Annotated in this window: 19 protein-coding genes and 1 pseudogene; 1 reads left to right on the top strand and 19 read right to left on the bottom strand. The window is 40.6% G+C overall.

Annotated features, from left to right (window positions below):
- The 9 genes from BM380_RS04440 to BM380_RS04480 form a co-directional block, all read right to left on the bottom strand.
- Positions 1-1,239: a uracil-xanthine permease family protein gene (locus BM380_RS04440; protein ID WP_028834749.1), complete on the bottom strand. Its 1,239-nt coding sequence runs from the start codon at positions 1,237-1,239 to the stop codon at positions 1-3.
- A gap of 9 nt (positions 1,240-1,248) precedes the next feature.
- Positions 1,249-1,881: a uracil phosphoribosyltransferase gene (gene upp / locus BM380_RS04445; protein WP_008115315.1), complete on the bottom strand. Its 633-nt coding sequence runs from the start codon at positions 1,879-1,881 to the stop codon at positions 1,249-1,251.
- A gap of 133 nt (positions 1,882-2,014) precedes the next feature.
- Positions 2,015-2,977 (bottom strand): protein kinase family protein, encoded by a 963-nt coding sequence (locus tag BM380_RS04450; protein ID WP_175527451.1) that lies wholly within the window; start codon positions 2,975-2,977, stop codon positions 2,015-2,017.
- A 211-nt stretch (positions 2,978-3,188) separates the two neighbouring features.
- A complete protein-coding gene (locus tag BM380_RS04455; RefSeq protein WP_090493172.1) occupies positions 3,189-4,295 on the bottom strand; it encodes a serine hydrolase domain-containing protein in 1,107 nt (368 codons plus the stop codon).
- 109 nt (positions 4,296-4,404) lie between these two features.
- Positions 4,405-4,719, bottom strand: a complete 315-nt coding sequence (locus BM380_RS04460; RefSeq protein ID WP_016899706.1) for a hypothetical protein — start codon at positions 4,717-4,719, stop codon at positions 4,405-4,407.
- 112 nt (positions 4,720-4,831) lie between these two features.
- Entirely contained in the window at positions 4,832-5,221 is a 390-nt protein-coding gene (locus BM380_RS04465; protein ID WP_090493175.1) for a hypothetical protein, read from the bottom strand.
- 128 nt (positions 5,222-5,349) lie between these two features.
- Positions 5,350-5,736 carry a hypothetical protein gene (locus BM380_RS04470; protein ID WP_090493177.1) on the bottom strand — a complete coding sequence of 129 codons (387 nt, stop codon included), beginning with the start codon at positions 5,734-5,736 and terminating at the stop codon, positions 5,350-5,352.
- Positions 5,737-5,872: 136 nt separating this feature from the next.
- A complete protein-coding gene (locus BM380_RS04475; protein ID WP_090493179.1) occupies positions 5,873-6,262 on the bottom strand; it encodes a hypothetical protein in 390 nt (129 codons plus the stop codon).
- Between the two features lie 115 nt (positions 6,263-6,377).
- Complete coding sequence (locus tag BM380_RS04480; RefSeq protein WP_090493181.1) at positions 6,378-6,761, bottom strand: hypothetical protein; 384 nt, start codon at positions 6,759-6,761, stop codon at positions 6,378-6,380.
- Between the two features lie 306 nt (positions 6,762-7,067).
- Here BM380_RS04480 and BM380_RS04485 point away from each other — a divergent pair.
- Positions 7,068-7,277 (top strand): annotated as a pseudogene (locus BM380_RS04485) (IS110 family transposase); the annotation flags it as partial.
- A gap of 194 nt (positions 7,278-7,471) precedes the next feature.
- Here the strand turns inward: BM380_RS04485 and BM380_RS04490 are convergent.
- The 10 genes from BM380_RS04490 to BM380_RS04535 all read right to left on the bottom strand — a co-directional run bounded on the left by BM380_RS04490 (position 7,472) and on the right by BM380_RS04535 (position 19,805).
- On the bottom strand, positions 7,472-8,446 hold the full coding sequence (locus BM380_RS04490; protein WP_090493183.1) for a transposase: 975 nt from the start codon (positions 8,444-8,446) through the stop codon (positions 7,472-7,474).
- 64 nt (positions 8,447-8,510) lie between these two features.
- Positions 8,511-8,828: a hypothetical protein gene (locus BM380_RS04495; protein WP_090493185.1), complete on the bottom strand. Its 318-nt coding sequence runs from the start codon at positions 8,826-8,828 to the stop codon at positions 8,511-8,513.
- 121 nt (positions 8,829-8,949) lie between these two features.
- On the bottom strand, positions 8,950-9,324 hold the full coding sequence (locus tag BM380_RS04500; RefSeq protein ID WP_090493187.1) for a TonB family protein: 375 nt from the start codon (positions 9,322-9,324) through the stop codon (positions 8,950-8,952).
- Positions 9,325-9,475: 151 nt separating this feature from the next.
- Complete coding sequence (locus tag BM380_RS04505; protein ID WP_054201227.1) at positions 9,476-9,793, bottom strand: heavy metal-binding domain-containing protein; 318 nt, start codon at positions 9,791-9,793, stop codon at positions 9,476-9,478.
- 121 nt (positions 9,794-9,914) lie between these two features.
- Positions 9,915-10,163, bottom strand: coding sequence for a hypothetical protein (locus tag BM380_RS04510; protein ID WP_033017643.1), 249 nt, complete (start codon positions 10,161-10,163; stop codon positions 9,915-9,917).
- 327 nt (positions 10,164-10,490) lie between these two features.
- Positions 10,491-12,746, bottom strand: a complete 2,256-nt coding sequence (locus BM380_RS04515) for an acyl-CoA dehydrogenase (protein ID WP_013463185.1) — start codon at positions 12,744-12,746, stop codon at positions 10,491-10,493.
- A 291-nt stretch (positions 12,747-13,037) separates the two neighbouring features.
- Positions 13,038-14,063 (bottom strand): zinc-binding dehydrogenase, encoded by a 1,026-nt coding sequence (locus tag BM380_RS04520; RefSeq protein WP_090493189.1) that lies wholly within the window; start codon positions 14,061-14,063, stop codon positions 13,038-13,040.
- Between the two features lie 8 nt (positions 14,064-14,071).
- Positions 14,072-15,484, bottom strand: a complete 1,413-nt coding sequence (locus BM380_RS04525) for a TolC family protein (RefSeq protein ID WP_090493191.1) — start codon at positions 15,482-15,484, stop codon at positions 14,072-14,074.
- Entirely contained in the window at positions 15,477-18,626 is a 3,150-nt protein-coding gene (locus BM380_RS04530; protein WP_090493192.1) for an efflux RND transporter permease subunit, read from the bottom strand. Before BM380_RS04530 ends, BM380_RS04525 begins: the two co-directional genes overlap by 8 nt.
- Positions 18,627-18,635: 9 nt before the next feature.
- Positions 18,636-19,805, bottom strand: coding sequence for an efflux RND transporter periplasmic adaptor subunit (locus BM380_RS04535; protein WP_090493194.1), 1,170 nt, complete (start codon positions 19,803-19,805; stop codon positions 18,636-18,638).
- Positions 19,806-19,877 lie beyond the last annotated feature (72 nt).

Genomic DNA, 19,877 nt, shown 5'->3' on the forward strand with positions numbered 1-19,877 from the left:
TTAATTCTCGTTGCTCTGTGCTTTTGGGAATACTAAATTTAATACAATGCCTAAAACAGCGCATAAGCTCACACCTTCAAGGCTGAACTGGCTGCTACCAATGTGCATACCACCAATACCGCAAATTAAAATAAGCGCCACAATGCTTAAATTGCGTGGTTCGCTTAAGTCATCGCCCGATTTAACCAAGGTATTTAAGCCAATAACGGCAATAGAGCCAAATAATAAAATCATTATGCCGCCCATCACAGGCACCGGAATGGTTTGCAAACCCGCGCCCATTTTAGCTACAAACGCTAAACAAATTGCAATAATGGCAGTCCACATCATCACTTTAGGGTTAAAGTTTTTAGTTAGCATTACCGCACCGGTTACCTCTGAGTAAGTGGTGTTAGGTGGGCCGCCAAATAATGACGCAGCAGACGTGGCTAACCCATCACCAAATAAAGTGCGATGTAGCCCTGGCTTTTTCAAATAGTCTTTTTTTGTAACTTGGCTAATTGCCATCATGTCACCAATGTGTTCAATAGCAGGCGCAATTGCCACCGGCACCATAAACAAAATGGCTTGCCATTTAAACTCTGGCAGTACAAAGTTAGGCACTGCCAACCACTGTGCATTACTGACTGTTTCAAACTGTACTACACCCATAAATAACGATAGCGTGTAACCGGCAACAACACCGGCTAAAATTGGGATCAGTTTAAATACCCCTTTGCCCCACACAGCAAACACTAAAGTTACTAGTAATGAGAACATAGAAATAATAATGGCACTGTCGTAGGCAATAATTTGTGTACCACCATCGCCACTTTTACCCATGGCCATATTAACCGCAGCTGGCGCGAGTGCTAGGCCTATCACCATAATGACTGGGCCGACCACAATTGGCGGCAAAATTTTATGTAAGGTTTTTGTGCCTTTAAACTTCACCAATAAACTCAACAGCATATAAGTAAAGCCCGCTGCCATTAAGCCGCCCATAGTGGCGGGTATGCCCCACATTTGCACTGAGGCAATAATAGGTGCAATGAACGCAAATGACGAGGCTAAAAAGATAGGCACTTGGCCTTTGGTCACAAATTGAAACAACAAAGTACCTAAACCTGCGGTAAACAACGCAACACTCGGATCGAGGCCGGTTAAAATAGGTACTAATACCAGCGCACCAAACGCTACAAATAGCATTTGGGCACCCGTTAAAATGGTTTTTATTGAAAACGTAGAATTATTTTGCACTGCTAAACCCTAGTAAACCGTACCGAAAATTTTATCACCTGCATCCCCTAATCCTGGGATAATATAGCCTTTTTCATTGAGGTGGCTATCAACTGAGGCAGTAAAAATCTCTACATCTGGGTGAGCGGCTAATGTTTTTTCAACGCCTTCAGGCGCAGCAACCAGTACGATTACTTTAATTTCTTTACAGCCCGCTTTTTTAAGCATATCGATGGTGGCGATCATAGAGCCACCAGTAGCCAGCATAGGGTCAATCACTAAGCTCAAACGCTCATCAATATTACCTACTAGCTTTTCAAAGTAAGGTACTGGCTCAAGTGTTTCTTCGTTACGCTCTAACCCCACTACACTCACTTTAGCTGCTGGGAGTAATTGCATTACGCCGTCCATCATCCCAAGGCCTGCGCGTAAAATTGGCACGACGGTAATTTTTTTACCTTTAATATGCTCAACTTTAAGTTTATTACCGTCCCAACCTGTAATTTCGTTATCTTCTAATTCTAGGTTTTTAGTGGCTTCGTAAGTTAATAATGTGCCAACTTCTGAACACAACTCGCGAAAACTTTTCGTGCTAATTCCATGCGCGCGCATTAAACCTAACTTATGTTGAACAAGGGGGTGAGAAATAACGTGAATAGCCATAGTAATAAACCTAGTGATAAAAAATTTGACGTATTTTATATTAAAACAGGCCGTTTGACTGTTAATTTTAGCCCTGATTTCATAGTTCGTGCCTAAATATTTAATTTAGCCACAACTGTTCAACTTTTTGTGTTTATGAGTTGTTACTGGCTAACCAATTATTTACCTGAGCATGCATGTAGCCGTTAACTTTTTTATGCTCGGGGCTCCACCCAAGTAAAAACCGGTAAAAGTCTGTCCATGCTACTGGCCATAATTTAGCCCATTGTGTAACAACATCATCAGCATTAATATGCGGTTGATAGTCACTCAGAACATGCTTCAATTGGCTAAAATAATAATCGAGGTAAGTTTGTGCGTGTTTGTGAAGCTCAGAATCGTCCAAACAACTGGTCATAAAATACATAGCATCTACCACCCCAACACCCGCACCTACATATTGAAAGTCATAACCGAGTATATGCCCTTGGCTATTAGCGGCAAAATTAGCAAGCTTGGCATCACCATGAATTAACGTTTGGTAGTCACATTGCTTTAACGCGTTATTTAATTGAGTAGCTGCCTGTTTAATATCGGACTTTTTAGGTAAGTTATTAAATTCATCAGGGCGTGTATCTAAATGCCAATAACTTCCTTGCTGCCATAAACCATCAAACTTTGTATTTAAATGAAAGGCATTTAAATGAAAGGCATGAAAATGTGCCAACCACTTTAATATGGCTTTTATATTCTCGGTGGTTGCTTGGGTGTATCCCAGCTTTGAAAAATCTTTAAACACCAAGGCAAATTCATCGCCTTTGTTGATTGCTTTAATGCATTCAATAGCTGCCGCTTGCTTGGGCAGTTTATGGCTAAATTGCTGATAAAACGTATATTCAACGTGGTAAGAGTCACGCTTTCTATTAAGCGCAAAGCTGCTTTGTTTAATTTTAGGGTGATTAATATGATCGGGTACTTTAATCGCTTTAATCACACAGGCTTGCTCATCAAGTTGACACTTCACAATTTGACCACAGCCACTCCAAAGCGAGGTTAGGGTTTCGCCAATAGCTATACGTTGAAAATGCGGGGTAAGTAATGGAAGATAAAAAGACATAGCCATATTAGGTTGCTAAATTTTAGTTAGCTTAACATTAGACGGTGTTTTTAATAAAAGGTCTTAGTAAAAAGCTCTGTATGTTTTTTCACAACCCTGTATGTAAAAAACGAATGCTAGTTTTTGAATGGGCGGCAAAATTAACTATGCCATTACAAACTTATCGTCGAATTGAGCGCTTTACCCGCTGAAATACTTTGTTGTATCCATTTTAGTTATGGCTTTGTTTAACAATAGAAAGGATAAGACTATCAATGTCATTATTCACTGCGCCAATACTACTATTACTTAAAATCACATAACCAAAGTTAAGGTCAGTGATAGAGCGTGATAGCGAGACCCAACCACGATTAAATCCAGCAAAGCCAAGACTGCTATTCTTTGCGTCAACAACATAGCTCATACTCCAGCGCCCATTAGTGTTTGGCGCGGGCTTTATCATCAGATCAATTAATTTTTCTGGTAGCAACCCTAAACCATTATAATCACCATCGTTGTTGCGCAACACAGCCATATTAAAGCGTGCTAAGTCTATTGGCGTTGTCTGTAAACCAGCAGCTGCTTTCTCATTAAAATAAACCATGCCCGTGACTTTGCCGGAATTATCGTAAGGTGTTGCCGACTTTTTGATAACTTTTTTAGTAATGTTAAAAGTAGAATCCTTCATATTTAGAGGCTTAAACACGTATTGCTGCATATAGTCTTCAAATGCCATGCCTGACACATCTTCAATTAAAAGTTGCACCACTGAATACCCACCACCAGAATAAGACCATTTTGTATCGGGCACATGAATAAGTTCAACAGATCCGGCGCCATTGTTATTGCCATTTAGTGAGTCAACTATAGATGTTAACTTTTCTGGAGACTCCCAGCCTGTATATGGGCCAAGTGACAAGCCTGAAGTGTGAGATAAGATATTTCTCAATGTTACTTTTTTTGCGTTAAACTCAGACTTAGGGATCTGCCAACGTTTGAGGTATTGGTTTATTGGCGCATCTAAATCGACTTTGCCTTGAGCTACAAGTTGCATTACTCCCCAAACAGTAACCAGCTTAGAAATAGACCCTACGTTAAACATTGTGCTTTGGGTAATCTCAGTTTTGGCTGCTACGTCGGCAAAACCATAGGTTCGAAACTCTAGAACTCTATTTCCATTGACAAATGCAAGTGCAACACCAGGAGCTTTGTGTTTATCTAAAATCTTTGGTATGTCATCTTCCAAGCGCTCTGTGAGCTCAGACACATCAGTAAACTCTTCAGCGGTAGCAAGACTAGCTAAAAACAATGTAAATATTATCAGTATTGATTTAATCATAACTTTCCTTAGTTCGTAAAACGCCAATATAAACAGACTTGAAATAGTTGGCTAAAATATTAAACAGTGTGAAAACAGCCAACGGTTTTTTTTCGTTTGAATATTCTTACTAAATACCGTTTGTTACCGATAAGTATTTGCTTTTACCGAAACTGACATAATAAATAGTTAAAAAAAGCAATTTGAATATATTACTACCAAAAGAATTTTTAATAATAATTCCTTTGTCAGTAATTGAGGCTACAGGAAAAGTTTGGCTTGAACACCAATCTATTTTCGCTTGAATGTTTTTAGTTGAATCAGGGATGTTTACTGTTTGCGTAACCCCTCTTTTTATAGTGGCAACTTCTACGTCATCCGCAAACAACTTATAGTCTCTCGCCATATCCACAAATTGTTTTGGTCTAAAAACTTGAATATTCATCTAAACTCCATTTAGGTATTTAACGCCCCAAAAAAGGCAATACAATAGCTGGCAAAATTAGAGACGCAGGAACAAAAGCCAACTGTTTTATTCTGCTTAATGTGTTTGTTGACTAAATAAAGCTATTAGCAAGTAACCCTACGCCAAGCCCTAAACCAAATATAGAGAAGTTGCGCAATATATATACTTTTTTTGAGATGTCATAAATAGTTTTACCTTTTGTTAATGACTCAACTATATAGTCTTGAGCAATTAAAGAGTTAAGAATTGAAAAACAAAAACAACCTAAAGGAATATAAATCTTTGAGCCAAAGGTAAGTACTTTTAATTGAATGAGTATAACAACAGCACCTATTATTGCTGAGGATAGCCATGCATACTGTTTTAACAACTCAAAATGTAACTCTGTTGTAATAGTTTCATTTTGGATTTTATTTTTTTCTACACTTCGAGATTTCTCTATACTATCTTCATTATTTTTGACTTGAACTGATTCTTCCATAATTAAAATAAAACTCCATATTTTGATGAAAACCTAAAGCCCGGATAATGGGCTGATAATTGTTGGCTAAAATATGTAACGAAGCGAAACTGAGTCAACTGTTAGCAGTTCCGCGCTCAAAGCGCCTGTTATGTGCACTTGTTGACCGTTGCTAAACCTAAATCTATATTTGCAACAATATAGCCATACTCTTTCTTAGTTAACTTTTTAGCCTGATATTGTTGCTTAGCTAATTCGTGAGTCCAAGCCTTTTCACATGGAGCTAAGGGAATAGCTGTATCAACCATTAAAAGGTGTTTTTCCTGAATAACGCCGCCTTTTTTAACAATGCTTTTAGCGCAAAGGCTTAAAGCATATTCAACAGCAAATTTATCAACACTTGGCATACCTACAAATTCTACATCACAACCAAGTTTCTCATTACCTTTAGCATCAATATAATAAAGCTGGCCTGACGTAGTACAACCAGATATAAATAAGATGATAACGAGTAATAAAATATGTCTGATATTCACTTTGCCTCCTTGTGCAAATAAGCCCGTATAAAGGGCTAAAACGTAACGGCGATTTAGTTAAACTTGGCCAAGCCCAAACTCAATCTCCGTGTAGTTTTGATATCCTAGCGAGATTGCGAGCATTTTGATGTGTTTGTTATTTGCCAGACCTTGAATAGATTGATAGCAAAGGAAACTTACTTTCACCAAAGTTGATGGTTAACGATAGTGTCTCATCTGCTTTGAATGATTGTAAAAACTCCAATGGCGCAATTCGCTGCCCATCTGCAACGATAGCCATTAGGTGTTTGTTAGTTAGACTTCGTCGACCTGATGCCATATTAGTCAAAGTTACTACCGCCCAACGCTCACCAGAATCATTACTCATTAATACAAAATTATTTACACTAAAATCACTCAGCTCTGGCTGAATGTTTGATTCATTTGGAAAGACCAAATCAAAACTATTAGGTACAACTCTATCAATGGAAAGTACCTCTTCACCTGAATGGGCACCGAATGTACAAACCAGCAAAATCCAAGACATCCTTTTCAACACAAATCTTCTCCTAATTTCATATAACACCTTGCAACAGGGCTAATGGAAGCGCTTTGGCCGTTTGTTTGGCCAACGAGCATTTGTCCCTGCCTGATTGCACTTGTTATGTTTTTTTCTCATACAACTCACAATAACCATCTTCTATCATCTGGTTTAGTAGCTTTTTACCTTTGCGTAAAGATGACTCAATATCTCCACTCACAGATTCCAGATGCGGTAGCATTCTTTCAATCATTTCTATTGAAATCTCAATGGTTTCACAATTTTCTTCGTAAACTTTTTCCTGATCGCCAGCAAGTGTGTTTTCGATATTTGAAGCTGCGCGGTCAAGGGATACTTGGTAACCTAGGTTCGTAACAAAAAGCTTAACTTCTTCATTCTGTGCGTAAAACTTGAATGCTTTATTGAATACAAAATTACTGGCGAATATCGCGGTTACGATTCCTATTAAGACTGTTGATATATAGATAAGAAGTATTTTCTTCATTTCACCCCTAAAACATAACGCTTCAATGACCGGAGCAGCTTTGCTGCGTCTGGCGCCGAAGGCGCGAAGTTAACTGACTTGTATGGATAATAAACCCATAAATTAATTATTATTTTAACCTAGTTCGGGTAATGTGAGGCCCAAGCTTTGGCTGCAACCAAAGCCTTTTATACAGTAGTTCGATTGATTGAAGACTCCTCTATTGAGAGACCGGTAACAAGTTAGAACGCTGTATAAACTCCAAGCATTAAACTCGGATAGTCAACGGAGCCTCGAGCCCGAATAGCAAGGCAGAGTCAGCTTATTATGAATACAAAAAATAATCAAAATGAAATTAACGTCGGTGTCGATACAGGTAAAAAACAACTCGATATTTATATCAGGCCTTTAGACATTTACTTTACTGTAGAAAACAATCAAAGTGGCATTAAACACGCCATTCAAATCTTAAAAAAACACCCCGTAACGCGCGTCACTATTGAGGCGACTGGACGTCTTGAACAGCCTTTGGTTATCATATGATGACACCCATCTTAACGACCTATTGAACCTGTGTCACAAAATTCACTATTAATCTCTGCATTTAGTTTCTTGCAACTTTAAAAGACTGGTTTCAGCTTTAAATAAGTAAATATCGTTGTAAAACTTAAATGACAGACATGGAAATACCTGCTCTATACAGTAAGTTTAAGTATTTGATTGATTAAGCTTTATGCGAGTAATTTTTCGCAGTTACTCATGTTTGCTCGCCGCTTTCTTCCTAAATTTTCACAATAGCTTTCATGTGAAGAAGGTCTACCGACTGCACCATGGAACACACGCGTAAATTGTGTCGTCAATTTAAGCCAGTTCTCAGGGCTAATATTGACTCGCTCTAGTAAAGGAAGATATGTATTGTCAATGTGCCCCCGCTTGTCTTCTCTTATAACACGGCCTGTTAATTCAACGAGTTCAAGGTAGGATTTAAGTTCAAAAGGTAGGCCTTTTGGCATGATTTGGCGTGGTAAGCCTTCAAAACGTAATAAACTTTTAGGCTGCTTGCCTGTTGCTGCACTTTCTAATCGCTTTTTCACGCTGGTATGATTTGATTCTTCTGGGGTGCTGGCTATCTTTGCCCTAATTGGATTTAAATCTACATACGCCATGCAAGCAGCTAGTGCGGCTTCATCTAGCAAGGCCTGTGATTTAAAGCGCCCTTCCCAGAATCGACCAGTGCAGTTGTCTTCTTTATTCGCTTTGCGCGCAATATCTTCATTTAACAAGCGCATAAACCAACTGATGCTAGATAGCCGCTCTCGGTATTGTTTTACTGTTTGATTGAAAAAGATAAGCTCTGCTTTAGTGAGTTTTTCACCTTGCAGGTATTTTTGCGTTAATAACGTGCCTTTACACACTTTATGCCAACGAATAATAATGGCTTGGTCATTTAGCCTATTAGCCTTTTTATCATCTACATACAGTACTAAATGAGTGTGATTACTCATCACAGCATAAGCACACACATCTATGCAAAATACCTTCGCTAGTGCAAGTAACCTATCTTCAACCCAGCTTCTGCGGTGCTCATAAGACTGACCTGTAAAATGGTCTTCTCCGCATAAAAAGGCTCGGCGTACACAGCGTGAAATACAGTGATAATATCGCGTATCAGCCAAACTAACCTGACGCTTTCTTGCAATTGCCATAGAACACCCTGCTTATTTATCCATACTGCCTAAAGCATAGTTTGAAACCATTTTAAGTACAAAATTAAAGATGGGTGTCTGCTTTAGTTCGATATTTGCTTTTACCGAAACTGACATAATAAATAGTTAAAAAAAGCAATTTGAATATATTACTACCGAAAGAATTTTTAATAATAATTCCTTTGTCAGTAATAGAGGCTACAGGAAAGGTTTGGCTTGAACACCAATCTATTTTCGCTTGAATATTTTTAGTTGAATCAGGGATGTTTACTGTTTGCGTAACCCCTCTTTTTATAGTGGCAACTTCTACGTCATCCGCAAACAACTTATAGTCTCTCGCCATATCCACAAATTGTTTTGGTCTAAAAACTTGAATATTCATCTAAACTCCATTTAGGTATCTAACTTTTCAATAACGGGGGCGCAGGCACGTGGGGCATAATGGCGAAGCCGCCCCGCGTGTATGCGTCCCAGCGAACGAAGTGAGTGGGTTTATTGACTTGTTATACGGTGCTGCCAAAATGGAATTCCGTCGTCACGTACACAGGTTTTTTATTGGTGTTCGATTGAGATGGCTTATACTCTATTAGATTTACAGCTTTCAAACCTTGATCGTCCCAAACACCTTTTGGTACCGATTCAACTATCTCTGGATTAAATACCTTACCATTCGAATCAATTAAGTACCGGACCTTCACATAGCCGTCGGGTCGCTTTGCTACATTTCTGGGGGAAGGGAAGCTGAAAGATTTTGATTTCATTTCCCAATGCTGGTTCAAATTTTCGGCTTGAACTTCAATTGCTTCAGTTGAAAGATTTGGCGTTGCAGAGCAACCAAAAAGAAATGTGGCGACAATGATTACAATAGTTTTTTTCATAAATATCCTTATTTTTTGAATGTTAAGTAGCGTACAACGCCCAATTAAGTAGTGAGTTACGCGACCACAACACCTAAACCATTGTGCCGTAAACACCAAAACCGATTCAAACCAAAAATGCCAAGCGTTTCGAATCTGCTTAAATTGTTTGTTATGTTCGAAGTTTAACTGCTGTGCCAAATACTAATATTTCTGATGCCCCATCAGTAACTGAGCTAGTTGTAAATCGTATTCCTACTATTGCATCGGCATTTAACTTTTTTGCATCTTCTATTAATCGTTCTACCGCTATATTTCGAGCTTCCATTAACATCTCGGTATAGCCTTTGAGTTCGCCGCCCACAATACCTTTTAAACCAGCCATGATATCTCGACCAACATGTTTAGACTGAACCATGTTGCCATTGACGATGCCCAATACAGCTTCGATTTCCTTGCCAGGAACAGTTTCCGTTGTCGTATAAATCATAATTTCTCCCTAAAACATAACGCCGTTTTAAGCGGCAAATTGCAGTTGGCTAAAATAAGAGAGGAACGAACAAAAAGCCAACTGTAATTTGTCCGTCTTGAAAACCCTTGTTATGTTTGCACTACTTCCATGGAATCCATGACTTTGGCGCATGACCTGTTACCGCTACTTTTAAAAACAATAGGAAGCAATATGGAGCTGCCAGCATACCGAATACAGACCTAAAATCTAGGATATTGAGAGTGATTTCACCACTCTCAAATAACGCAAATAGCAAACTACTAAACGCAATAAGTGCACAAATGATAAATATTATTGCTAAAGAGCGAATAAACAAATTAACTTTTTCTCCGTTCCATGGTGCTTCCATAAAACCTCCTTGTAAACATAACAGCTTCTTAACCACCACTTTGGGGGTTTATAACACCCCAAAACGGCGTATATTAAGTACGCTCAATAATTCCACTAAACAACTCCAATGTAAACAAGTAATTACGTAGGTTATTTACCACCCATTGATAAAATACACTAAAACGACGTTTAATAATGTCCTGTACCATTAAATTAGTCGTCATTAGTTATGAGTTTAAATTGCACCCATAAAAAAGCCCCGCTTAATATTACTCAAGCAGGGCTCCACACTAATTTTTTACTCAATAAAAGCGCCTAAACTGCAGGCGCTTTGCATTATTGAATTTTACTGGTTAACCACGCTTTTAAGCGGATTAACTGGCTGTGCGTTGTCGTCTAGGATGTTCATATCGAAGTCGAACTCGTCAACACGAATCGCTTTTTCACGTTTTTTGTTGTAATCACTTAACTGAACAAATTCAGCGTCGTTAATTACTTTTGCAGCAAGTGCATTTTCAAGCGTGATTGAAAAACGCGTACCCGGCTTAAAGGTTTTAGCACGTAGCGCTTTTTTCACTTTTGCTAATAACTCAAGTGATGCCATTTTAGCTTTGTAAGCTTGCTCGTTGATGTGATGACCATCACCTTCAATTGGCTTAACTAAATGGGTAATTTGCGCTTTAAATGCTGTATCAAGCTGAGCTTGTTTCGCTAATTCACGAATTAAATCATCGCTGATTTTTGGCATTTTAGTTGAGTAATTCATAGTAATGAAACGAATGAACTTACGAGTACCACTTGCAGGGAAGTTATCTAGGAACTTGTGCAATGCTTCTTCAGCACTTTGTAATGCAAAACGAGTCGCATAATGGAAGTAAGGAGCCGCTTGCTCGCGCTCACTACTTGCTACTTTTTGCTCGTAATACTTAATAGATGCCATAGCTGCATATAAGAAGCTCATTACATCGCCTAAGCGTGCTGAAAGCATTTCAGCTTGCTTTAACTTACCGCCTAGTACTAGTAACGAGAAGTCAGCATACACAGCTAATTTAGCTGATAGTTTATGCACTGCTTTTTCGTAGTCACGTACTTCCGGTAGTGCCGAGTTTGCACCAGCAGTAAACGGTAATACACCTAAACGGAATGCACGTAAGCTATTTGCTGTACTGTAGCCAATTGTTTTACGTAAAATACCATTAAATTCTGCATCTGCGTTTTTGTCATCGCTGTGGATAGACTCAACCATAGATTGTAAGTATGGGTGACAACGCATAACACCTTGGCCAAAGATCATCAGGTTACGAGTAAGAATGTTTGCACCTTCTACCGTAATGGCAATAGGCTGCGCTACATAACCACTCGCTAATGTATTTTGTGGACCGTTTTGAATCGCTTTACCTGCTTGAATATCCATTGCTGAATCAAGTACATCACGACCAAGCTCTGTCATATGGTATTTAGCGATTGCAGTCACTACCGATGGTTTTAAGCCCATGCCTAAACCTTCAGTTGTCAGTACTCGCATTGCTTCTTGTAGGTATGTTTTACCTGCAATGTCAGCTAGCTTTTCTTGAATACCTTCAAATTGACCAATTGATAAACCAAACTGTTCACGCACTGCTGCGTACTCAGAAGCTGATTTAAATGCAACTTGTGCTGTACTTACACCCAATGCTGGTAATGAAATACCACGCCCTGCGCCTAAACAGCTAACTAGCATTTGCCAACCGCGACCGATGTTTTTCTGACCACCGATAATAAAGTCCATTGGTACAAATACTTTGTTACCACGTGTAGTACCGTTGTAAAAACGGATACCCATAGGATCATGACGGTTACCAAGTTCTACACCAGGGTGCTCTTTTGGAATAAGTGCACAGGTAATACCTAGGTTTTCTTTACCACCTAGTAAACCATCAGGGTCAACCACTTTAAACGCTAAACCAAGTACAGTGGCAATAGGTGCTAGTGTAATGTAGCGTTTGTCCCATGTGATTTCTAAGCCGAGTACTTCTTCGCCGTTGTACATACCTTTAGTTACGGTACCTACATCTGGAATACCGCCTGCATCAGAGCCTGCTTCTGGGCTTGTTAATGCGAAACATGGAATGTCTGTACCATTTGCAAGACGTGGTAAGTAGTGTGCCTGTTGCTCCTCTGTACCAAAGTGAAGAAGTAACTCACCCGGGCCTAACGAGTTTGGTACCATTACCGTTACCGCAACCGCTGAACTCTTAGTCGCAATAGTACCTACAATTGTTGAGTTAGCGTATGGGCTGAACTCTAAACCGCCAAACGATTTAGGGATGATCAGCGAGAAGAAACGCTCTTTTTTCAAAAACTCTAAAATGTCGTTTGGTAAATGAATACCATTTTGAATGACTGAATCGTCAATCATGCCAAGTAATTCTTGTACTGGGCCATCTAGGAACGCTTGCTCGTCTGCGGTTAATTTAGCCGCAGGTACGTCGCGTAGCGCGCTGAAATCTGGTTTACCTCGATAGATAGACCCTTCTAGCCATACATCGCCAGCGTCTAGCGCTTCTTGCTCAGTAACTGAAATGCTTGGTAATACTTTTTTTAATTTTGTACGTAAACTCATAACGAACTCATCCGACCAGATAAATAATACCTACATTACGTCATAAAAATCGCTTTAGATCAATTACTCTATTCAATTAATTAACAGTTTTTGCAATTTATTTTCTTTACCTGAACGTAAACTGTTGAAATAGAAAGCCTTACACTTGTACGCTGAAAATTAATTTTTTTGTTAAAAAATTAATAATTCAGACCACCAAGGCAATCAAAGCCTGTTTTAGGAGAAGCTAAAAACAAAAAACGCAGCTTAAAATTAAGCTGCGTTTTTTAAAAGCGAGAGATTAAATCGAGTCTAACTAATTTTAACCACCTGTTTGCCAGTAAACCCACCTGCTAACTGGTTATTTAATGCAGCCGAAACAGCGTTTGCATTAAAATCAACAGCTAAAACTTTTGGAGGAATTATCTCGCCATTTGCTACCGTTTCAAGCAACAAATTGCCCATGAAACTCATCCGCTGCTGCGCACATAAGCTGTTAGCTAGCCACGCACCTCCTAAGGAGACAATACTAATATTAGGCGCACGCCGATACATTAGCTGCTGTTCAAAGTTAGGGAGTGGATTTAAACAAGCAATACGACCACAAAAACGCATTAGTTCGATATTTTGAATGGTCGATTCCCCACCCATAATATCAATAACAGCGTCAAACCCTTGTGGACCTAACTCTCGACGAATTTTGTCACATAAGGCTTTATCGTTGTAATCAAAGACCACATCGGCGCCGAGTTGCTTAACTAACTTATGATTGCGCTTAGAGGCGGTGGTAAATACATCTGCACCGCGCTGCTTGGCAAACTGAATAGCAAATTGCCCTACAGCGCCAGCACCACCTTCAACAAAAAGTGTATCGCCCTCAGTTACTGATAGTTTATCTAAGCTGATCAATGCCGCCATTCCGGCACAGGGTAAAGTAGCAGCTTTTTCACTGGCTAATTGCTTGGGAATAATAGACACCGCATAATTAGGTACTTTTGCGTATTCGCTCAGTACCCCTTGCTCACCTACGCTGGCGTGCCACATAACACGCTCCCCTACCCCAGGAAAAATACCTTTACCCGCTTTAACCACTGTTCCCACTGCATCCAAGCCTAAAACATGCGGGTATTGCCACGTACAAAAGCCAGACTTGGCAAATTGTGCATCCACCGGGTTTAAACCAACGTACTCTACTTTTACTAATAACTCATTCCCTGTGCACTGAGGCACAGGTAACTGAGTATCCGATAAGTTAATATCCTCATTGGGCTCATATAACACAATAGAGCGCATTAATGTAGGAATAGTATTTGGGTTTGTATCTGCAGTATTAGGCATCAAAAACTCTACTTGTTAGTATTACTTAACGCGTAACTCCATCGCCCATTAAATGACTGGTAGGCATTTACCTTGGCAAGTAGCGATGAAATAGTTGAATCAACGGCATTTTCTTGCGCTATTAAAACATCCTGACGCGCATCTAACAACTCTAAGTAAGGAATTTGCCCTTCTTCGTACATTGCTTGTGCTTGTAAAAATGCATTATTAGCAAATTGATAACGCTCATCAGCAAAGCGCGATTGCTGTGCTTGATTGACCAATAATTGCAGAGAAAGTTCACTCTCGTTAATCGCTTTTAATACCACTTGCTGGTAGTCAGTATACGCCGCTTGGCTTAAAAACTGCTGCGCATCGCGTTGTGCTAAAAGCGCAGGGTAACTTAATAATGACCACTGCAATTGCGGCGCTACTTGCCATTGCTGCTGGGTATCACTAAAACCGTTGCTCCCTAAACTTAACACGCCTGCAAAGCCGCTTAAGCTAATATCCGGCAATAAAGCTTTGCTGGCTGCTACACTCAGGCTATTTGCTTGGCTAAAATCAAATAAAGCACGACTTATATCAGGTCTTAATGCTATTGCATCATTAGGCTTTGCCAATGACACCGCAAAAGCCTTAGTTAATATAGTACGTTCATCATTAATACTCAGTGATTGCGTAGTTTGCGCGCTTAATACGGCCAAAGTAGATAAGTCACGGTACTTGGCATATTCAATTGCCGGCACCAAGGCTTGCTGCTGTCTAAGTTGCGCCATAGTGCGGTTTAAGTCGAGCTCATTAGCCACACCTTCATCAACTTGGGCCTGTAGCACCTGAATGCTTTGTTCAAGCGCTTCTATTTGCATCTCAATAATTTGCTGCTTTTGCAGATTACCTTGATAACTCACAAAGCCTTTAACCACAGCCGACACCACTTCAATTTGCAATAACCTAACTTGCTCAGCTTGGCTCATTGCTTGTGAATTCGCGGCATCGACTAGCGCAGTAATTCGACCAAATAAGTCGAGCTGCCAATCAAGTGCTACATTAGCACTTGATTGTCGGCTATTGGTATCGCCTAGCCCGCTTCGCTTTGCACCAATCTCAATACCTCCTTGCGGTAAGTATTGCGCTTGTTGCTCGCCAATACGCGCCAAAGCGCTTTTTAATACCAGCTGACTAGTTTGTAAGTCGTAATTATTAGCAAGTGCGTTGCTCACCAGTTGGTTTAGCTGCGCTGAGCCCAGCTTGTGCCACCAGTTTTGCTCATCTTCACCCATAAATTGCTCTGCAGATATTGCCTTGGCAACAAACTCATTAACCTGTTGTTGCTGAGCGGCTGTGTCAATTTTACTCGCACAACCTGATAACACAGCAACCGCTAATACAGAACTCAGCCATGGCGATAATTTAAGGGCGCTTAGGTTAAATTTAGTCATGTGAAGACTCCTCAACGCGCGGCTTTTTTACCACCAGCATATAAAACACCGGTGTAAATAATAGTCCAAACACAGTTACACCAATCATACCCGAGAACACCGCATTACCCATGGCATGACGCATTTCTGCTCCAGCACCGGTTGCCAATACAAGCGGTATAACACCTGCGGTAAAGGCAATTGATGTCATTAAAATTGGGCGTAAACGTAATCGACACGCCGCTAACATCGCCTCAAGGTGCGATAACCCAGTGTCATGCTTATCTTTAGCAAATTCCACCATAAGGATGGCATTTTTAGAAGCCAATGCGACCAGTACAATCAACGCTATTTGGGTAAATATGTTGTTGTCTGAACCTACAAACCACACTCCTAATAACGCTGAGAAAATAGTCATAGGTACAATTAAAATAATGGCCAGTGGTAAACGTAAGCTTTCATACTGTGCGGCCAGTACCATAAACACGAGTAATACAACCAGAGGGAATACATACACCATGGTATTACCGGCTAATACTTGCTGGTACGTTACCTCAGTCCACTCATATTCAATGCCAGTAGGCAATGTTTTTGCTAGTACAGCTTCAATCGCCAATTGCGCTTGATCAGAACTATAACCAGGCGCTGGGCTGCCATTAAGCTCTGCACTTGGGTAGCCGTTGTAATGCATTACACGATCAGGACCAATAGTAGGCGTTACCGTTAATACTGAGCCTAGTGGCACCATATTACCGGCACGATTACGCACTTTTAGGTTTAGTATTTGCTCTGGATCAACCCTAAAATCAGCATCAGCTTGGGCATTAACCTGATAAGTACGACCAAACAAATTAAAGTCGTTTACATACACTGAGCCTAAATAAATTTGCAACGAGTTAAACACTTCATCTAATGGAATGCCTTGAATAAGCGCTTGCTCACGGTCAATATCAATATCCATTTGTGGTACTTGAATTCTAAAGCTTGAATACAGCCCCATTAACGCTGGATCTTTTTGCGCCGCAGCAATCACTGATTGCAAACTGTTAAATAAGGCTTCAAAGCCTTTGTTAGCTCTATCCTCTATTTGCAGTTTAAAGCCACCTGTAGTGCCAAGGCCTTGAATTGGCGGTGGCGGAAACACAGCGACAAAGGCTTCATCAATGGCCGCAAAATGTTGGTTTAGTTGCGCTGCAATAGCCGAAGCTGACATACTCGGATCAGTACGCTCTGCAAAAGGCGCCAGTGGCGTAAATACGATGCCGCTATTTGGGCTATTAGTAAAACCATTCACTGAAAGACCAGGAAACGCTACCGTGTTCGCAACCCCAGGGACCTCTAATGCAATTTGCTGCATTTGTTTTACCACCGCTTCTGTACGGTCTAAACTGGCAGCGTCAGGTAACTGCGCAATAGCGACTAAGTATTGCTTATCTTGTTGTGGAATAAAGCCGCCCGGTACTGCATCAAACAATTTAATCGTACCGCCAACTAAAGCAATATACGCAACCATAACCACAACGCTCATACGAATAAGCTTTTGTACCAGCTTTTCATACCCTTTAGCACCACGGTCAAACACGCGGTTAAAAGGTTGAAATAACCAACGGCCAAATAATTTATTAAGTACGCGGGTAAACGCATCAGGCTCGGCATCATGTGATTTTAACAATAAAGCGGCCAGTGCTGGCGACAGCGTTAATGAGTTAAACGCCGAAATTACCGTTGAAATCGTAATGGTTAATGCAAATTGCTTATAAAACTGCCCTGAAAGCCCAGTAATAAAAGCCGTCGGAATAAATACCGCACATAATACTAATGCAATCGCAATAATAGGGCCGGTTACTTCCGTCATTGCCACGCGGGTGGCTTCAAGCGGTGATAAGCCATCTTCTATGTTTCGCTCAACATTTTCTACAACCACAATTGCGTCATCAACCACAATACCGATTGCCAGTACTAAACCAAATAGCGATAAGGTATTAATAGACACTCCAAGCCACTGCATTACGGCAAACGTACCAATGAGTGAAATAGGCACCGCAATTAATGGAATAATAGATGCGCGCCAGGTTTGTAAAAATACAATAACCACAATCACCACCAGCACGATTGCTTCGAGTAAAGTGGCGATCACCGCATCAATTGAACCACGAACAAATACCGTTGGATCATAAACAATGTCGTATTCAACACCTGCAGGAAAGTCTTTTGATAAACGTGCCATGGTTTCACGCACCTGATCAGAGAGCTCAATGGCATTTGACCCTGGGCGTTGAAATATTGGCATCGCTAAAGCGGGTTGATTATCAAGCTCAGCACGCAATGCATAAGAATCTTGGCCTAAATCAACACGTGCCACGTCTGACAAACGCGTAAGCTGCCCTTGCTCCCCAACTTTAATAATGACTTGTTTAAACTCTTCAATGCTATTAAGGCGTCCTTTGACGTTTAATAGAATTTGGAACTGACTGTCATTTGAAATCGGTTGCGCACCTAAACTACCTGCTGCAACTTGCTGATTTTGAGAGCGCAGTGCATTGACCACGTCACTTGCAGTAAGCTCACGTGATGCTAGCGCATCGGGGTTAAGCCAAACTCGCATTGCATATTTACCGCCACCAAATAAACGAATATCACCCACACCAGGTAAACGCGCTATTTCATCTTTAATATTTAAATCGGCATAATTTGATAAATACGCGGTGTCATGGCTGTTTTGGGGTGAATATAAATGCACGACCATGGTTAAATCGGGTGATGATTTTTCAGCAACAACCCCTAAACGTTGCACTTCTTGTGGCAAACGCGGCAGCGCACTATTTACTCGGTTTTGCACTTGCACTTGGGCACGGTCTAAATCAGTGCCTAACGCAAATGTCACCGTGAGCGTCATACGTCCGTCACTGGTTGCTTGTGAAAACATATACAGCATGTTTTCGGTGCCATTTATTTCTTGCTCAAGCGGTGTTGCCACTGTTTGTGCAATAACCGTCGGGTTCGCACCTGGATAACTGGCAGTCACAACCACTGTCGGTGGTACGACTTCTGGGTATTCACTGACAGGCAGCTGAAATAATGAAATGCTACCTGCAATTAAAATAATCAACGACAGCATGGCCGCAAAAATCGGTCGCTGTATAAAAAAGTGTGAAAATTTCATCTAATAACCTTATTGCTTAGCAACTAAATCGGCAGGGTTAGCACTTAGCGTAAATGCCACGCCTTGGGTATTAATTGCCACTTTATTTGGTGATATCGGCATACCGGGTCCTACACGAGCAGGGCCGTTTACAGCAATAATATCGCCTTGCTCAAGTCCTGATGTGATGGCTCGCAACGATCCATAGCGCTCACCTACAGTAACCAATTTATATTGCAGCACATTATTTTCGCCTACCGTTAACACAAAGCGATTTTTTAAATCTGTGCCTATGGCTCTGTCTGGAATAATGACAGTTTCACGCACTGCATTAGCAGCTAACTTAATGCGTGCAAATGAGCCCGAACGCAGCTCATTACTGCGATCATCAAATATCGCACGTACTCTTAAAGTGCCTGTAGATGCGTTAATTTGATTATCTATAAAGTTAATATGGCCGCTATAGTTAAAATCGTCTTGCCCTACTTTTTGCATTACAACAGGCTGTTTGCTTGCAGCTGTTACTTCGTCAAATGCGCTATTCCAAGTACGTTCATCTACATCAAAGTAAGCGTACATTTTGTCATTAGAAACAATTGAAGTAAGCACGCTTTGCCCTGCAAGTACGTTGTTACCTTTGGTAATATTTGCGCGAGAAATCACGCCATCAATAGGAGAAACCACTGACGTAAACTCTAAATCGAGCTTTGCAGCTTTAAGCTGCGCTTGCAGTGCAGCAAGTTGTGCTTCACGCTGACGCAGAGTCGATGTACGCGCTTGTGCTTGCTCAGTCGAAATGGCTTTTCGCTCAGTTAAGCGTACCGCACGCGATGCTTCGCTTTTTGCTTGTTCAAGTGCTGCTTGAGCACTTTTTACCTGAGCGCTTAAACTGTCAACGGTTGCAGCGAATGAGCGATCGTCTAAACGAAATAATACATCGCCTTGTTTAACGCTATCCCCTTCTTTAAATTCAATTTGCTCAATAATGCCGGATACACGCGGCATTAATGCCACTTTTTGCGGTGACTCTAAGCGTGTTGTATAGGTATGCCAACTTTGAACTGGCTTAACCAAGACTTCGGCTACATCAATAGCTTGTTGTTGCTGTGCGGGGGCTGATTGCGCTGTACTTTCATCGGCACAACCGGCCAGTGTGATTAATGCAACAGATAGTGCTGTAGCAATTAAGTGTTTGTTCATAACGACGCTCCTTTTAATTTAGCATTGCATAATACGGAACATACTTGATGACAAAAACAATAGATTTTTAAA

It is taken from the genome of Pseudoalteromonas sp. DSM 26666, from assembly GCF_900116475.1.
GTDB lineage: Bacteria > Pseudomonadota > Gammaproteobacteria > Enterobacterales > Alteromonadaceae > Pseudoalteromonas > Pseudoalteromonas tetraodonis.

What these genes read in the sequence shown, in the direction of transcription:
- upp (WP_008115315.1), bottom strand. Translation starts at nt 1,881, where the DNA reads ATGGCTATTCACGTTATTTCTCACCCCCTTGTTCAACATAAGTTAGGT.
- BM380_RS04450 (WP_175527451.1), bottom strand. Translation starts at nt 2,977, where the DNA reads ATGTCTTTTTATCTTCCATTACTTACCCCGCATTTTCAACGTATAGCT.
- BM380_RS04455 (WP_090493172.1), bottom strand. Translation starts at nt 4,295, where the DNA reads ATGATTAAATCAATACTGATAATATTTACATTGTTTTTAGCTAGTCTT.
- BM380_RS04460 (WP_016899706.1), bottom strand. Translation starts at nt 4,719, where the DNA reads ATGAATATTCAAGTTTTTAGACCAAAACAATTTGTGGATATGGCGAGA.
- BM380_RS04465 (WP_090493175.1), bottom strand. Translation starts at nt 5,221, where the DNA reads ATGGAAGAATCAGTTCAAGTCAAAAATAATGAAGATAGTATAGAGAAA.
- BM380_RS04475 (WP_090493179.1), bottom strand. Translation starts at nt 6,262, where the DNA reads ATGTCTTGGATTTTGCTGGTTTGTACATTCGGTGCCCATTCAGGTGAA.
- BM380_RS04480 (WP_090493181.1), bottom strand. Translation starts at nt 6,761, where the DNA reads ATGAAGAAAATACTTCTTATCTATATATCAACAGTCTTAATAGGAATC.
- BM380_RS04490 (WP_090493183.1), bottom strand. Translation starts at nt 8,446, where the DNA reads ATGGCAATTGCAAGAAAGCGTCAGGTTAGTTTGGCTGATACGCGATAT.
- BM380_RS04495 (WP_090493185.1), bottom strand. Translation starts at nt 8,828, where the DNA reads ATGAATATTCAAGTTTTTAGACCAAAACAATTTGTGGATATGGCGAGA.
- BM380_RS04500 (WP_090493187.1), bottom strand. Translation starts at nt 9,324, where the DNA reads ATGAAAAAAACTATTGTAATCATTGTCGCCACATTTCTTTTTGGTTGC.
- BM380_RS04505 (WP_054201227.1), bottom strand. Translation starts at nt 9,793, where the DNA reads ATGATTTATACGACAACGGAAACTGTTCCTGGCAAGGAAATCGAAGCT.
- BM380_RS04510 (WP_033017643.1), bottom strand. Translation starts at nt 10,163, where the DNA reads ATGGAAGCACCATGGAACGGAGAAAAAGTTAATTTGTTTATTCGCTCT.
- BM380_RS04515 (WP_013463185.1), bottom strand. Translation starts at nt 12,746, where the DNA reads ATGAGTTTACGTACAAAATTAAAAAAAGTATTACCAAGCATTTCAGTT.
- BM380_RS04520 (WP_090493189.1), bottom strand. Translation starts at nt 14,063, where the DNA reads ATGCCTAATACTGCAGATACAAACCCAAATACTATTCCTACATTAATG.
- BM380_RS04525 (WP_090493191.1), bottom strand. Translation starts at nt 15,484, where the DNA reads ATGACTAAATTTAACCTAAGCGCCCTTAAATTATCGCCATGGCTGAGT.
- BM380_RS04530 (WP_090493192.1), bottom strand. Translation starts at nt 18,626, where the DNA reads ATGAAATTTTCACACTTTTTTATACAGCGACCGATTTTTGCGGCCATG.
- BM380_RS04535 (WP_090493194.1), bottom strand. Translation starts at nt 19,805, where the DNA reads ATGAACAAACACTTAATTGCTACAGCACTATCTGTTGCATTAATCACA.